This is a genomic window from Shouchella shacheensis (genome assembly GCF_001484965.1).
In the GTDB taxonomy this organism is placed as follows: domain Bacteria; phylum Bacillota; class Bacilli; order Bacillales; family Bacillaceae_D; genus Shouchella; species Shouchella shacheensis.
On sequence record NZ_LLYY01000040.1, the window covers coordinates 1 to 15,100 of the forward strand.

The following is a 15,100-nucleotide window of genomic DNA, read 5'->3' on the forward strand; positions in this document are numbered from 1 at the left end:
AAACGTGCAAGTGTGGCCATGCATCCAAAGCCAACCGCAGAGGACTTCTATTTTGTTGTACCGCATGTGGCTATACCACCCATGCGGACGCGAACGCCTCGTACAATATTGCGAAAGCGATCAGCGGACCCGCGGAAAAGAAAAAACGAGGCACGTAGCCGACCCTTTTCATCTAGTGTTGTGGTAACAGCGACACCGCCTGTTAAGGTACGTACATTATTTGGATGTACAACGAAACAGGACGGGGCGATGACACGTCCCTAAACTTGAAGAGCACTGAGATACCAGAAATGGACGTCTCTTTTATCATTCAAGAATCCCACATGAAGACCGAGAGGGATCACGCTTGCGCCTTTAGGCGTGGGAGTTGTCAAGCCATTTCTCAGCACCAAAGAAAGCACCTAGCAACAGAAGCAAGCCTATGCCAGATGATAGCGCTATATGTCTCGCCGTATCAGGTCCAGTAAGGAGACTATTGTTCGTTAAAATGAGGCCAAAAAGAACGAAGAAAAATGGCCCGCTCAGAGGTTCTGTTGTTTTCGAATCACGCCTTCTGCTTTCCATCACGGTCGCCCCCGAGCTGTTAAACGGAATGTCTTTAAAGTATACTGAAAGCGATCCAATACGTAAAGAAAAGGTGCGATTAAAATGCCTACAAGTTTCCATCCCTACGACTTAAGTCCGGAAATCCTAAAAGCGCTCTCTCATTTAACGTTCACCAAACCGACGGACGTCCAAGCCGAGGTCCTGCCTTATGCGTTAAAAGGGAGGGACCTTCTCGTTCAAGCAGAGACGGGGAGCGGGAAGACGGCGGCCTTTGTGATTCCCATCTGTGAGGCGGTGAAGTGGGAAGAGAATCAGCCACAAGCGCTGATTTTAACGCCGACGCGCGAATTGGCGGCGCAAATTCAACAAGACGCGACGGACATTGGTCGTCTGAAACGCATCAAGGCGACAGCGATCTACGGCAAGCAGCCATTCGCGAAGCAAAAAGAGCAGCTCAAACAAAAAAATCACATGGTCGTTGGTACCCCGGGTCGTCTCCTCGATCATCTGGAAAAAGGCACGTTTCCTCTTGCACAGCTTCGCTACGTTGTCGTTGACGAAGCCGATGAGATGTTGAACCGGGGGTTTCTGAAGCAAGTCGAATCGATCTTAAAGCGGCTCCCCAGCCCGCGAATAACCATGCTTTTTTCGGCGACGCTTCCAGCAGATGTGGTCGAACTAAGTGCCACATACATGACAAATGCGAAGCAGATTCAAATCGCCTCAACCGCAGTAATGACAGAAGCCATCACACACATGGCGATCGCGGTACGGGAACGGGAAAAGGAAAAGACGTTCCAAGCCATAACGACGGTGGAAAATCCGGACAGCTGCATCGTTTTTTGCAATACGCAGGAGAAGGTGGATGCGCTTTTTAAGCATCTGCGCCGAGAGGGGTATCCGTGCAACAAGCTTCATGGCGGCTTGTATCAAAGGGATCGGTTCGCCGTCATGAATGCCTTTAAGCGCAGGGTCTTTCGCTATTTGATCGCCACCAATGTTGCGGCGAGGGGCATCGATATTGAGAATGTCCCGCTTGTGATTCACTATGATCTCCCAAATGAAACCGAGAGCTACGTCCATCGCTCCGGGCGCACAGGAAGAGCCGGTGCCTCCGGAAAAGCAATTGCCTTTTTTACGGAAGCGGAAGAGGAGAGACTGAAGGAGATCGAGGACTATATCGGCTTCACGATCACACGGAGGGAGACGCCGACGAGCGAAGCAGTAAAGCGGGCGGAAAAAGCGTTTCGGGCCAAGCTTGCCGAGCAGCCGCAAGAAAAAGAGGCAACGCATCAGGCGTTAAATGAAGGAATCACCAAGCTCTATTTTAACGGGGGCAAACGCAAGAAGCTGCGAGCGGTGGACTTTGTCGGCACAATCGCTAAGCTTGACGGGGTCGAGGCGACGGATATTGGGATCATCACGATTGAGGAGACACGTTCCTTTGTCGAGATTCTGAACGGCAAAGGCCCTCTCGTTCTGAGAGCGATGACGCACACACCGGTCAAAGGGAAGCCGTTGAAGGTGTATCAGGCGAAGGAATAGTAATAGAAGAGTAGCGTTGGGTAGTGGAAGGTCAAAGACAAAAACTCAATGAGATAAGGGAGATAGTCCTACTTTTTCTGGTTTACTAATTGGAACAGCGATGGTGATTCCCTTATACTAGGGGCACTTCATTCTTACAAACCATAGGAGGTTCCCATGCCAACAGTGACCAAACAATTCGAAGTGGAAGTCGCAAAAGGAGCGCACCCCCACGACGCCAGTCTGAACACCGAAACACAAGAAGGCCTAAAACAAATGGCCTGGGATTATGCTGTGGATTTGCTGCCAGATGTTCATAGAAGCGAAAAGATGACCGAGGAAGAAAAGCCCAAGCACACAATCAGCTACCGAGTGTTCGATAGGCATGAAGCCAAGATCGCAGAGGTCGTCATCTCCCTCTGGGAAGAATTAGGGCAATATGTGTGTGAAGTCACAGTGACTGGGGATGATGTTAGCGAACCTGAGGAGGAGCAAAGTCAGGATGAGGAAGAGATGAGGGAGTACTGAGCCTTATCCACTAGAAGAGCTAACGCCATATGTAAGAATAAGTGGCTGTGAAATCACGGGTTAAGGAGTTCAAAAATGGAAATGATCTTATGGGTGGCCGTCATTGTTGCAATCGTCTTCCTAGTTGCGACTATTAAAAAGAATGAGGCTCGTAGAAAAGAAGACGAACACTAGAGGAAGCAAAAGTAGAAAGAAAGAACGTACAAAACGCAATCGAAGAGATAAAGGAAACACAGAGCAAAATTTTAAACGAGATTGACAATCTAAAAGAAAAAAATAAACACTCAGATCGTTGAGTGTTTATTTTGCGTACCGCCCCATAAACGCTTCAAAAAGTAAGTAAAATGCTGTAATGATATGAAGGATCATTCCTATAACCGGTATCCAACCTAGTGAGGAGGTAATGATGCCTAGAGTATGACCTGTTGTGGGTAGTTTAGCTTTCTTAGCCAACCGATACCCTATAATATGGAATATCAACATGACGAAGAGAGGACTCCAAAACAGAGCGAGAATGAACGCTCCGCCATAAACGGGAAACCCCAACATGGCTTCAGCTATACCTAACACCATTTTTGTTACAGTACTTTGTTTTCTGCTTTTGGATAAGTGATCAGTATTCATATCTGCCTCTGGAGTGAAAAAGATGAAACAAGTGTAACATATGGTAGAACGTAGGTCATGGTGCAGGCTCTGACGATTAAAGTGGTTTTTATTTTGATAGAATAGGGTTCTTCAAATTTTGTAAGGAGGTTTAGATTTTATGAAAAGCTACCTAACTTTAGTAAGTCTTGTTGTCCTAAGCGCAGCAGGATGCTCAAATGAAGGAATTAATGAAGGAACGAACGAAACGAATGATTTAGATATTAAGGATGTTGAAGAAGCTAGGAGTGAAGATCCAGACTTGTCATTTCCTATTGAGCTTGCGAGGTTTGAAGTAGATGAAGAGCTTCGTTTTGAAGAAATCTTATTTGACTTTGGTGAAGCTACATTCGTTAATGGGCATTTTACGAGTGACTTTGAAAGGGAACTGTACGGAGGAGATGAAGAGGTAGATTTTATCGGGTTTGAAGTAGACGCTTCAGGTTTTGAGGAAAGCGGAAACGAAATTCAGTTTGAGTCAGGTCAATTTGAGCTTACGATTAATCATGATGAATCTTATCCTCTCCATGATGGTTTCAATTCCATTCCTGTCATTAGAGGGAATGAAGAGGTCGTTTTGTATTTTGATGTGACGGACTTTATCGAATCGAATGCGTACGAAGACATAGTCACCATGCAGATACATATTGAAGCGCCGATTGACCCGGAAACGGATGAACCCATTGGTGAGGACGCATCGCTGGAAATGGAGGTATAAACAAACACTTACTGAAAGTGAGGGGCTTTAAATGAATTCTGTCTATCTTGTACAGGATAGTTGGCTGATAACGATGGTTTCGGTTTATATCCTCGCATTTATCGTCTATCTCTGTACAATGTATTTACAAAAAATCGGTTTTTATTCTCTTAAGGGAGGAAAGGTTAAGGAGCCCAAAAATCGCCGGCCGGTTTCTCTATTATTTCAAGTCCTTGTCATTCCACTTCTGATTGGAGCGCTGCATTTTTTTAGCGACGGGCTAGAAAACTGGGTATCTACCGTGGTTCATTTCGTTGTTCTAAGTACATATATGATTTTGTTTATCGCTATTGTTAAACATATTTTCTACATTTTTGCATACAAACGAAACACCTATACAGACGTTTGGTCCATCGATATTGATCAGGCCAAGGTTTATTATATACTTGCCGTTATTGTGTTTCCTGTATCTTTTTTTCTTTGAATGGAGCGTTCTAACGTGGCTTCCGCTTGTTTTTCTCATATATGGTTTCATAAATAAAGTGGGGGCTGAGGACGCCTCCAAAGCGAACGAGCAGCGTGCATACATTGAGAGGTTAGAAGAGGAGAATGAGCAGCTTAGAAGGCAGTTAAGTGAATATGAAGGCTGAATTGGTTAAAAGATTCAACTTTTGGAGTTTAAAAACATAGTTGACCCTCTCGTCTGGTCCGGATTAACGCTGCTTGTTCGGATTCCTCCGACAGGGTCAGCGACCTTCATTCCTTTGTATCAGGGAATGAGTTGTATTTTACGTGTCCGAAAGTTGGGTTAAAAGAAACAAGCATCCGCTAAAAAAGCGGATGCTTGTTTCTTATTTGTCTAAGCCAATTAACCCTAAAAATTAGTCCAGGTGCCTCTAATTTTTGGATCAACCCTGGTATTATTGTTACTAAGTTAAGCGCAGGAGGTTATTAGTCGTCTCTATCTAGCAGAGATGGCAATTCTGGGGGTTCTTTTGATTTCTTTCTAGTTTCAACTTGCCCCTTGTGAGGTGGCATGTGATCCAAACCGTTCCTCTCTTCGTTTCCTCTAATACAAGGGAAAAGGACGGCTGAGGTGCCCTCTTTTCTCGAAAAGCGGACCTAGCCCAGCGAGGTGAGTTGGATGAAAAAAATGACGCTGTTCGTCTTGAGCGGCTTGCTTTCTCTGTTGCTCATTTTTGAATACGCGAAGGGTTTTTATGACCAGGAAGCCGCCCGCCCAAACGCCGAAGCCGAACAGGACGTTCACGTTCACAGCGAAGCGACGATCGATGAAACGGATGATGAGGATGAAGATGAAAACGGGTCTTCGAACGTAGATGAATCGGCTCCTCAGGAATCGGAAGCGGAAGAGCGGCAAGGGAATGAGGAAGAAGCCGGACGCCCTGACGCTCCGACGAACGTGGAGATCAACGGGACATTTGTAAGCTGGCACGCGGTAAGAGAGGATGAGATCGTAGGCTATCTGGTGTACCGTGGGGATCAGGAAGGAAATTTCAATCATGTGGCCAGTGTAGCCTCCTATGAGCGCAAAACGTATACCGATCCAGACGCTGCCAACCACAGCTATTATGTTACAGCTGTCGATCAGACGGGGCAGGAATCCGAACCATCGGAAACGGTGAATGAGTAGAGGGAGTCTCTTTCCAGCTGTGGGGGGCTCCTTTTTTAGTCCCACACGCATTGGCACACTTGAGGTAGAAACTCTGAAATAGATTTTTCAATAAAAATACGTTTACTAGAAAGGTTGAAGAGGTACAGCACATACCAAGACCAATTGGAGGTGACATAAGATGACTGACATCACTCAAGTCTTAAGCGATATTCTAAGTGAGAGCGGCAATGACTCCGGGAATCTTGATGTCGACGTGAGCGACTTCTTATAGAAAAGAAAATTTCTTTTAAAAAAAGTTCCTTGCAAAGTGATCCAGTTTCTTGTTTGTTTCGTTAGCTTTATGAAAGATGCAAGGGAGGTGAGAACTCATGACAGATGTAACGCAAATCTTGACTGACATTCTCAATGAGAGTGGCAATGAATCTGGCAATCTAGACGTGGATGTAAGCAATCTACTATAGGCTATCAGAGAACGTTTCACTAAAAAATGTGCGGAAAAAGTGATCCAATTTCTTAGTTCTTCCGTTAGCTTATTGTAACGGTATGAAGGAGGCGAGAAACGAGATGGATGTAACGCAAATCTTGACTGACATTCTCAACGAGAGTGGCAATGAATCTGGCAACGTGGACGTAGACGTAAGCAACCTTCTTTAATGGCAAGAGGGCACAATTAGGAAAGAAGGTTTCACATACTTAGGAGGTGAAAGGAATGACAGACGTCACTCAAATTCTAAGCGACATTCTTAACGAGAGCGGAAATGATTCTGCTAACGTAAGCGTAGATGTAAGCAATCTCCTATAAACGGTAGGATTTTGGTTTTAGCTAGCACTTTCACCAGTACTAGGAGGTGACCAGAAATGACCGATATCACGCAAATTTTAAGCGATGTCCTCAATGGGAGCGGGAATGAGTCCGGCAACCTCGACATTGATGTAAGCGACTTGCTCTAACATTGGAACACCGAAAAAGAAGAGAAGGCTTGTACGAAAGCCTGAAAACTACTAGGAGGTGACCAGAAATGACCGATATCACGCAAATCCTAAGCGATGTCCTCAATGAGAGCGGGAATGAGTCCGGCAACCTCAACATTGATGTAAGCGACTTGCTCTAACATTGGAACACCGAGAAGAAGAGAAGGCTTGTGCGGAAGCCTGAAACTACTAGGAGGTGACCAGAAATGACCGATATCACGCAAATTTTAAGCGATGTCCTCAATGAGAGCGGGAATGACTCTGCGAACATTGATGTCGATGTGAGCAACATCCTCTAGGAAGAGGCGCAGTAGAAGCGGGGGTACCCCCATTGAAATAGCATCCACTTGTGTGAAAGCCAGTCCTTTCACACAGGTTGAATCAGTAGCCGGGGTGATTTCTACTCCGGCTATTGCTCGTTACATAGGTGAAAGGCTCCCCGAGTTGATCTTAAAAGGGAGCGGAGGTGAGAACAGATGCTGAAATTGTTTACATTATTGAAGCCGTATCGCATGGCAATTGTGATCGTAATGGTGCTTACGTTTTTGCAGGCCGTTTCGCAATTAGTCTTGCCCACCCTGATGGCAGCGATTGTCGATGTCGGGATCGTGAACGGCGACATTCCCTTTATTATGCAAATCGGTGGCTTCATGCTGCTTGTTGCTGGCGTAGGTGTGGTATTTTCGATACTCGGCGCCTTTTATTCCGCAAAGATTTCTGCTGGGTTTGGCAAAATTGTCCGCGACCGGGTCTTCGCTCATGTGGAGAATTTTTCGTTGCAGGGCTTTGATCAAATGGGCACGTCCTCGCTGATCACCCGAACGACGAATGACATTATGAAAGTTCAGCAAGTGTTGACGATGATGCTGCGGGTGTTGCTCATGGCTCCGATGATGTTCGTCGGTGCGGTCATCTTGGCGGTCATGATGGATCCCATGCTGTCCCTGTTAATCATCGCTCCGCTCCCGATTATTGTTTTGGCTGTTTTTCTCATTTCCAAGAAGGCGATTCCGCTGTTCAAGTCTTTACAGGAAAAAACGGACCGCTTAAACCTTGTTCTGCGAGAAGGGTTGACGGGAATTCGTGTGATTCGCTCGTTCAATCGTGTGAACCACGAGCAGGATCGCTTTAACGACGTCAATGTCGATTTTGCCGATACCGCAATTAGAGTCAATAAGATGATGGTCACCTTAACGCCGATTATGATGTACGTCCTTAATTTTTCCGTGATCGCGATTATCTGGTTTGGCGCCTTCCGGATTGACAGTGGGTCGATACTAGTCGGTGATTTGATGGCTTTTATTCAGTATGCGATGCAAATCATGTTTGCGTTCATCATGGCGTCGGTGATGTTTGTGGCGATCCCTCGCGCCGCTGTTTCTGCGAACCGAATCAATGAGGTGTTGAACGCTGTGCCTGATCGTCAGGGTTCTAAAGAAGAATGGCACACCAATCCTGGAAAAGGGTTGCTTGAGTTTCAACAGGTGGCGTTTCGTTATCCTGGAGCAGAGAAATCCGTGATTCGTGATATCTCATTCACGGCAAAGCCTGGAGAGGTGACGGCCATCATCGGTGGTACGGGGGCAGGAAAGTCGGCGTTAGTCAACCTCATTCCACGTTTCTACGAGATTGAGGAAGGCGCGATTCTTCTGGACGGTGTCGATATACGTGATATCCCGCAAAAGAACCTGAGAGCTCAAATCGGTTTTGTTCCACAACAGTCCTTCCTGTTTAAAGGGACGATTGCCGAGAACATTCGGTACGGCAAGGAAACGGCGACGGACGAGGAAGTGAAACAGGCAGCCGACATCGCGCAAGCGACCGAGTTTATTTCCAGGACGAAGGAAGGGTTTGACTCCAAGATCGCCCAGCAAGGTGCCAATGTTTCTGGAGGACAGCGCCAGCGTTTGGCGATTGCACGCGCGCTGGTGAGAAAGCCTGGCCTTTATCTATTTGATGACAGCTTTTCCGCCCTTGATGTGAAAACGAATGCCGAGCTGCACCGTGCCCTTCAGCAAGAGACGGCCCATTCCACCGTGTTGTTCGTCACGCAACGCGTAGAAACGGTCGCAAACGCTGATCAGATTGTGGTGTTGGACGAAGGTAGGATGGTGGGAATCGGTCAGCACGAAGAGCTGATGGAACACTGTAAGGTGTATCAAGAAATTGTAGCTTCGCAGCTGGCAGAGGAGGAACCTGCATGAGTAAGAGACAGCAAAAGCAGCGTCCTGGCAGAGGAGGAGCCAAAGAGTCCCAGAAAGAAAAGAACCCGCAACAACCGAAAGATTTGAAAGGCACCATCCAAAGGCTGACCGGCTACGTAGGTGCCTATAAATGGCGATTGGTCGTTGTGACCCTCACAGCAATACTCGGCACAGCATTTACCATTCTTGGTCCGAAAATTATGGGGCTGGCAATCACGGAACTGTTTCAAGGGGTCGTAGGGGAGGGCATCAACTTTTTCGTCGTTGTACAGATCTTGCTTGTGCTCGGGGCCTTGTATCTGTTAAGTGCCTATTTTGGTTATGTGCAAGAATACTTAATGGTGGGTGTTGCCCAGAAGATTGTCCGCGTGCTGCGTCGGGAAGTGAATGAAAAACTCGGACGCCTTCCCCTGCGCTTTTTTGATACACGAAGCCGCGGGGATCTACTCAGCCGTGCCGTGAACGACCTAGAGAAAGTGAGCAGTACCCTCCAACAGAGCCTGACGCAGCTAATCACGTCCTTGATCACCATGGTTGGTGTCGTCATCATGATGCTAACGATTAGTCCGTTAATGACCGTCATTGCTCTCCTGACATTGCCGCTGAGCTTTTTCATCACGAAAAAAGTTGTGGCTCGCTCACAGAACTATTTTATCAAGCAGCAGCAAGCACTCGGAGTATTGAACGGTCATGTGGAAGAAATGTACTCGGGCCACCAGGTGATGAAAGCATTTGGACGCGAAGAAAAGTCGATCGATCAGTTTACGCAGATGAATGCTACCCTGTATGATTCGGGGTGGCGCGCACAGTTTGTCTCCGGACTGATCATGCCGCTGTTGAGGTTCGTCAATAATCTCGTGTACGTGGTTGTCTGCGTGATGGGGGCCATTCTTGTCGCTGGGGGAAGAATTCCAATTGGGGATATTCAGGCGTTTATCCTGTATGTACGGCTCTTTTCCCAACCGATCAACCAGGTGGCGAACATCACGAACTTAATTCAATCGACGGTGGCCGCAGCCGAGCGCGTCTTCGAAATTCTTGATGAACCAGAGGAAGAGGAAGAACCGACAGCCATGAAGCGCTTGTCCGATCCGAAAGGGAATGTGAGCTTCGAGAACGTGTCGTTTCGGTACCAGGAAGACCAGCCATTGCTTGAGGATGTTCATTTTGAGGTGCAACAAGGGCAGAAGGTGGCGATTGTCGGTCCGACCGGTGCTGGAAAGACCACACTGATGAACCTTCTGCTGCGTTTCTATGAAATTGATAGCGGTCGGATTACGATTGACGGTGTCAACATCCAGCACATGCAGCGTGAACATGTGCGCAGCCTGTTCGGGATGGTTCTACAAGACAGCTGGCTCTCCAGTAGCAGCGTTAAGGACGCGATTGCCTACGGGCGTGAAGATGTAACGGAAGAAGAGGTGGTTCAAGCCGCCAAAGCCGCCCATGCGGACCATTTTATTCGAACACTCACTCATGGGTATGACACTGTTCTAAACGAAGCGGGATCGAACATTTCCCAGGGACAGAGACAGCTTCTGACGATTGCCCGCGCCATCCTGTCTGACCCGAGCATTCTCGTTCTCGATGAAGCAACGGCGAGTGTCGACACACGAACGGAACGTCATATTCAAAAAGCGTTATCCCATTTGATGAAGGGACGAACTAGTTTTATCATTGCCCATAGACTTTCCACGATTCGAGACGCCGATCTCATTCTCGTTATGGAACAGGGGAGAATCGTTGAACAAGGCAGCCATGAGGAGCTTATGGCTAAAGGTGGGTTTTATGTGGAGCTTTATGAGAGTCAGTTTGCAGGGGGGAGGAGGGAAAAGGAAATGGCTTGAGGATGCTACTTTCCAGGGATCCCTTTCCCCCACCTCCCTTAACCCCATTGTTTAAAACCTTCCAAAAAAGGGTAGTCAATCCTTGGAATTGTAAGGGGGATCCCTATGTATAAAGACACATTGGAAACATTAAACAATCAGGCACACACCAAAAGAGCCCTGCTTCAGTCGAGTCCCCTGCGTTATTTGATCTCTGCAGCGCTAGCCGGTGCCTACGTCGGGGTGGGCGTTCTGGTCATTTTTTCGGTAGGGGCGCCACTGGAGGCGGCTGATTCCCCGGCCACGGATCTTGTGCTTGGTGCGACATTTGGACTAGCCTTAGCGCTCGTGCTCTTTGCAGGGGCGGAGTTGTTTACAGGCAATAACCTGATTTTCACCGTCAGTTCGCTCTCGAAAGTGACGACGTGGAAGCAGACACTCGTCGTTTGGGTTTGGAGCTATTTAGGCAATCTGATCGGTGCGTTTGCTCTCTGCACGCTCGTGCTACTGACAGGCATTTATGGAGATGTCGCTTCAGACCATCTTATGATGACGATGTCGGAGGAGAAAATGACAGCAGGGACGATGCAGCTGTTTTTTCAGGGAATTCTCGCCAACTGGATCGTTTGCTTGGCGATTTGGACATCGCTAAGGACCGACCATGACGTGGCGAAGCTTATTATTATCTTTATGTTAATTTTTGCGTTCATAGTGCCGAGCTTTGAGCATAGCGTCGCCAATATGTCGATCCTTGGGGTCGCGCTGTTCCACGGTGGCACGGAAACGGTGACGATTGCTGGCTTCTTTCACAATATGATTCCTGTCACGCTCGGCAACATCATTGGCGGCGGGCTTTTCGTTGGCGGTCTTTACTATTTCATTAGTGTGAACAAGAAGAAAGAGCAAGAACAAGAGCAGAAGCAAAGTGCGTGAGGAAAGAGCGAGCCTAATGGTTTCGCTCTTTTTTGCCAAGACTTGCTGAACAGGCCCCTGACCGCTGTGAAAGTAAGGGGAATCAGAGTAAAGAAAGACGCTACGAAATAGAGTAAGATGTGCTGTATCATTAGTAGTAGAGGTGTAACGCATGTTAGCCTGTGATAAAATAAGAGTAAGAATAAGTCGAAAGGAATGAGTTAGATGGCCATTCCAAATGAGAAAGAAAAGTACTCTTATGCTGATTACCTGACTTGGGAGGAGGGAGAGCGAGTGGAGATTATTGACGGAGATATCATCAGTATGTCGCCAGCTCCTTCACGAAGGCACCAGGAGATTCTTGGTGAATTATTTATCGCGCTCTCTGTCTGTTTGCGTGATAAGGCATGTAAAGCCTTTATTGCGCCTTTCGATGTTCGGCTATTAGCAGAAGACAAACGAGACGATGAGGTGGATCAAGTGGTCCAGCCTGATTTGTCCATTGTCTGCGATCAGCATAAACTGGATGACAAAGGGTGCAACGGGGCACCTGATATCATTGTCGAGGTTCTCTCTCCCTCCACGGTCAAGCTGGATCGCTGGACGAAATACCTGCTTTACGAAAAAGCAGGGGTGAAAGAGTATTGGCTGGTTGACCCTGCGAACAAATCGGTGGAAATACACAGATTGGTCGCTGGGCTATACAAGTTCCAAGGAGTTTTTACCAAAGAGGATACGATTGATGTTGAGCTTCTGTCTGGATTGAAATTGGATCTCGAGCCTATTTTTGCTTAGTAATAGTGGGATCGTTGCTGATAAAAATGCCGATGATGTGATATTTTATTTGTTTGACAGAAAATTTTCATTAAAAGATCGAAACTGGAAAGAAGGAAGTGTCAAAGGATGAAGGTTGAAATTTGGTCAGATATTGCTTGCCCGTTTTGTTATATTGGAAAACGGAAATTTGAGCAGGCGCTTGAGACGTTTGAACACAAGGGTGCCGTTGAAAAAACGTTTAAAAGTTTTCAACTCGACCCGGCGGCAAAGAAAAACACGGGCGAGTCGATGACGGAGTTGCTTGCCGAGAAGTACAACATGACAATCGAAAAAGCGAGAGAAATGAATCAGCAGGTGGCCGCGCAGGCAAATGAGGTCGGGCTTGACTTTCAGTTAGAGGATGTTGTGATGACGAATACGATGGATGCGCATCGTCTGAGTCATTACGCGGCTGAACACGGGAAAATGGATGGGGTGATGGAGCGATTGCTCAAGGCTTACTTTACAGAAGGTGCTGATGTCGGTGATCATGAGGTGCTGGCAACAATCGCAAATGATTCCGGTCTAGACAAGCAGAATGTACTTGTCGTGCTCTCTGGGGAGAATTACCGCAATGAGGTTCTTCGCGATCAGCAGGAAGGGGCACAGATTGGCGTTCAAGGCGTGCCATTTTTCGTTTTGAACCGCAAGTATGCGGTCTCGGGAGCTCAGCCGCCGGAGGCTTTCCTTGAGGTGTTGAACAAAGTGTGGGAAGAAGAGAACGCCCAGCAGCCGCTTCACGTCGTTGGTGAGGACACGAAAACCTGTAGCGACGGATCGTGTGATGGGTAGGGAGAACGTTCTCAGAAGGAACCCCCTGGCTCTCCATGGAACGTGGGAGTCAAGGGGTTTAAAAATAAGTCTATGTGCGTAAGCGGAAGTTCTGAGGCACTAGGCACAGGCTCCTCCCCCATAGAGAGGGTCCCCATTCATCCCTCTTCCCATCCTTTAATGAAGGCAATCGCTTCGGGATGAACCGTAATTTCGAGTGGGGTGTTTACATAAATCTCACCGTCGCTGTCGACATCAAGAGAAGGGTCGGTTTCTAGCGTAAAGCGGCCAGCCTGAAAGACTTCAAGTCCCTCCGCCTCTCGCCGCCCGTTTTCATCCGCAAATGTTTGATTGTAGACGTTCTTAACAAGTGTCATCCCAGCTTCCTGAACAATAAACAGATCGAGCAGGGCGTCTGTCAGCAACGTTTTTTCGAGAAATAATCCAGCCGTTCCAAGATAATGTCCGTTCATGGCAAGAATCATGATGGCTTCGCCCGATTTCGTCTCCTTGTCGGTTGTCAGTGTGTAGGAGAACGGCTCGGGGTTTTTGAGGGATTGAACGGCGCTAAGCAAATAGCCAAACTTGCCAAATCGATCTTTCAGGTTGCCTTCTTTTGATTTAGAGGCTTCGGTAATTAATCCGAGGCCCACGAAGTTCGAAAAATAATGATCGTTCATCTGACCGATATCGACCGAGATGGTTCTTCCCTCAAGAATCGCTTCCAGCGCTTCCTCAATCGTGTGGTTATCGAGCGCGCGAGAAAAATCATTGCATGTCCCAGTGGGAAGGATCGCTACGGTTGGGCGGTATTCGGGTTCTAGTTGCATAATGCCGTTAATGCTCTCATGCACGGTGCCGTCCCCGCCCATGATGATTAAAAGGTCGAGCTCCTTTCCGCGCTCGGTGCTAATGCGCGTTGCATCGCCTTCTTTCTGGGTTTGATAAAGGGTCAATTCGACGATGTCTGGCGCAAGCCGGCGGGTGACTTGCTGAAGCGTCTCAGCAATATCTCCATTTCCCGCTGCTCCATTATAGAGAAGAAGGACGTTTTTGTATCGCATCATCGATCCATTCCTTTCCGTATCTCTTTCTATTATACCGTGTAGGGGCGTTTATAACATGTAAAAATATTGATGAGAGGAGGAGTCTCACAGATGAAGAAGGGAATTGAACAGGCGGTGAAGAAGGCCGTTCCAAATGCGAGCATTTACCAAGTAAAGAGCGTCAGTGGTGGGGATATTAGCGAAGCCTTTGCAGTGGAAACAGACAAGCAGTGGGTCTTTGTGAAAGCTCATTTCGAGGTAGCGAAGGACTTATTTCTTAAAGAAGCGAAAGGATTAGAGGAGATCAGAAAAACAAAAACGCTGTCTGTCCCGGCTGTCCTCGGTGTCGGTGACCAGGCAGATGATGTGCCTCACCTTGTCCTTTCCTATATAAATGTTGGACCGAAAGGAGTGAACTCGGACGAGCTTCTTGGGGAAGGATTGGCGGCCATGCACGATCCAATCCAGCCGTTCTACGGCCTCGGGTATGAGAATTATCTTGGCACCATTAAACAGGAAAAAGGCGAATTCATGAGCTGGCCACGCTTCTACGCAGAAAAGCGCCTCCAACCATTGATTGACCTCTGTACGCAAAAAGGGCTATTTACAGAGGGGGAAGCCGCCACGCACCGTCAACTCGCAGACAAGCTCGACCAGCTTTTGCCAGAAGACCCGGGGGCTTCCTTGTTGCATGGCGATCTCTGGGCCGGCAATAGGCTCTTTGACGAAAACGGAGAGCCGTTCTTGATTGACCCGGCGATTCTTTACGGCGATCGGCAAATGGATCTAGCGCTCACCCAACTGTTTGGCGGCTACTCCCAACGTTTCTATGACGCTTACGAATCCGCATCGGGACAAGTGCTCAAGCGTGAGCTGTGGCCGCTCTACCAGCTTTTCCACATCTACATGCATGCGGCTAGCTTCGGCGGTCCCTACGTGCAGGAAGCGCACCGGATGGTAAGGAGGTACGTCGGGTGAGT

Annotated in this window: 15 protein-coding genes; 12 read left to right on the forward strand and 3 right to left on the reverse strand. The window is 47.8% G+C overall.

Going from position 1 to position 15,100, the window contains the following annotated elements:
• Positions 1-158: zinc ribbon domain-containing protein (locus AVZ68_RS20020; RefSeq protein WP_157404714.1), on the forward strand; the 158-nt coding region annotated here is incomplete at its 5' end.
• A 196-nt stretch (positions 159-354) separates the two neighbouring features.
• On the opposite strand, the gene AVZ68_RS18085 is transcribed toward AVZ68_RS20020, so the two are convergent.
• Complete coding sequence (locus AVZ68_RS18085) at positions 355-564, reverse strand: hypothetical protein (protein ID WP_059105978.1); 210 nt, start codon at positions 562-564, stop codon at positions 355-357.
• An 84-nt stretch (positions 565-648) separates the two neighbouring features.
• Between AVZ68_RS18085 and AVZ68_RS18090 the strand changes: the two genes are divergently transcribed.
• A complete protein-coding gene (locus AVZ68_RS18090; protein WP_059105979.1) occupies positions 649-2,091 on the forward strand; it encodes a DEAD/DEAH box helicase in 1,443 nt (480 codons plus the stop codon).
• Positions 2,092-2,247: 156 nt separating this feature from the next.
• A complete protein-coding gene (locus tag AVZ68_RS18095) occupies positions 2,248-2,598 on the forward strand; it encodes a hypothetical protein (protein WP_059105980.1) in 351 nt (116 codons plus the stop codon).
• 300 nt (positions 2,599-2,898) lie between these two features.
• Here the strand turns inward: AVZ68_RS18095 and AVZ68_RS18100 are convergent, their stop codons facing one another.
• The gene (locus tag AVZ68_RS18100) at positions 2,899-3,222 is read right to left on the reverse strand and encodes a hypothetical protein (RefSeq protein ID WP_059105981.1); all 324 of its coding nucleotides are present in this window, start codon (positions 3,220-3,222) and stop codon (positions 2,899-2,901) included.
• Between the two features lie 139 nt (positions 3,223-3,361).
• Here AVZ68_RS18100 and AVZ68_RS18105 point away from each other — a divergent pair, with 139 nt between their 5' ends.
• From AVZ68_RS18105 to AVZ68_RS18140, 8 genes are all read left to right on the forward strand, one after another.
• Positions 3,362-3,958, forward strand: coding sequence for a hypothetical protein (locus AVZ68_RS18105; RefSeq protein WP_059105982.1), 597 nt, complete (start codon positions 3,362-3,364; stop codon positions 3,956-3,958).
• 31 nt (positions 3,959-3,989) lie between these two features.
• Complete coding sequence (locus AVZ68_RS18110; protein ID WP_059105983.1) at positions 3,990-4,421, forward strand: hypothetical protein; 432 nt, start codon at positions 3,990-3,992, stop codon at positions 4,419-4,421.
• A gap of 660 nt (positions 4,422-5,081) precedes the next feature.
• Positions 5,082-5,591: a hypothetical protein gene (locus AVZ68_RS18115; protein WP_059105984.1), complete on the forward strand. Its 510-nt coding sequence runs from the start codon at positions 5,082-5,084 to the stop codon at positions 5,589-5,591.
• A gap of 1,430 nt (positions 5,592-7,021) precedes the next feature.
• Entirely contained in the window at positions 7,022-8,749 is a 1,728-nt protein-coding gene (locus AVZ68_RS18120; protein WP_059105985.1) for an ABC transporter ATP-binding protein, read from the forward strand.
• Positions 8,746-10,596, forward strand: a complete 1,851-nt coding sequence (locus AVZ68_RS18125; RefSeq protein ID WP_059105986.1) for an ABC transporter ATP-binding protein — start codon at positions 8,746-8,748, stop codon at positions 10,594-10,596. Before AVZ68_RS18120 ends, AVZ68_RS18125 begins: the two co-directional genes overlap by 4 nt.
• Positions 10,597-10,701: 105 nt before the next feature.
• The gene (locus AVZ68_RS18130) at positions 10,702-11,508 is read left to right on the forward strand and encodes a formate/nitrite transporter family protein (RefSeq protein WP_059105987.1); all 807 of its coding nucleotides are present in this window, start codon (positions 10,702-10,704) and stop codon (positions 11,506-11,508) included.
• Positions 11,509-11,712: 204 nt separating this feature from the next.
• The gene (locus tag AVZ68_RS18135; RefSeq protein ID WP_059105988.1) at positions 11,713-12,282 is read left to right on the forward strand and encodes a Uma2 family endonuclease; all 570 of its coding nucleotides are present in this window, start codon (positions 11,713-11,715) and stop codon (positions 12,280-12,282) included.
• 108 nt (positions 12,283-12,390) lie between these two features.
• The gene (locus AVZ68_RS18140) at positions 12,391-13,095 is read left to right on the forward strand and encodes a DsbA family oxidoreductase (protein WP_059105989.1); all 705 of its coding nucleotides are present in this window, start codon (positions 12,391-12,393) and stop codon (positions 13,093-13,095) included.
• 137 nt (positions 13,096-13,232) lie between these two features.
• Here the strand turns inward: AVZ68_RS18140 and AVZ68_RS18145 are convergent, their stop codons facing one another.
• Positions 13,233-14,141 carry a diacylglycerol/lipid kinase family protein gene (locus AVZ68_RS18145; protein ID WP_059105990.1) on the reverse strand — a complete coding sequence of 303 codons (909 nt, stop codon included), beginning with the start codon at positions 14,139-14,141 and terminating at the stop codon, positions 13,233-13,235.
• Positions 14,142-14,231: 90 nt separating this feature from the next.
• Between AVZ68_RS18145 and AVZ68_RS18150 the strand changes: the two genes are divergently transcribed.
• Complete coding sequence (locus tag AVZ68_RS18150) at positions 14,232-15,098, forward strand: fructosamine kinase family protein (RefSeq protein ID WP_059105991.1); 867 nt, start codon at positions 14,232-14,234, stop codon at positions 15,096-15,098.
• The last annotated feature ends 2 nt before the right edge of the window (positions 15,099-15,100 follow it).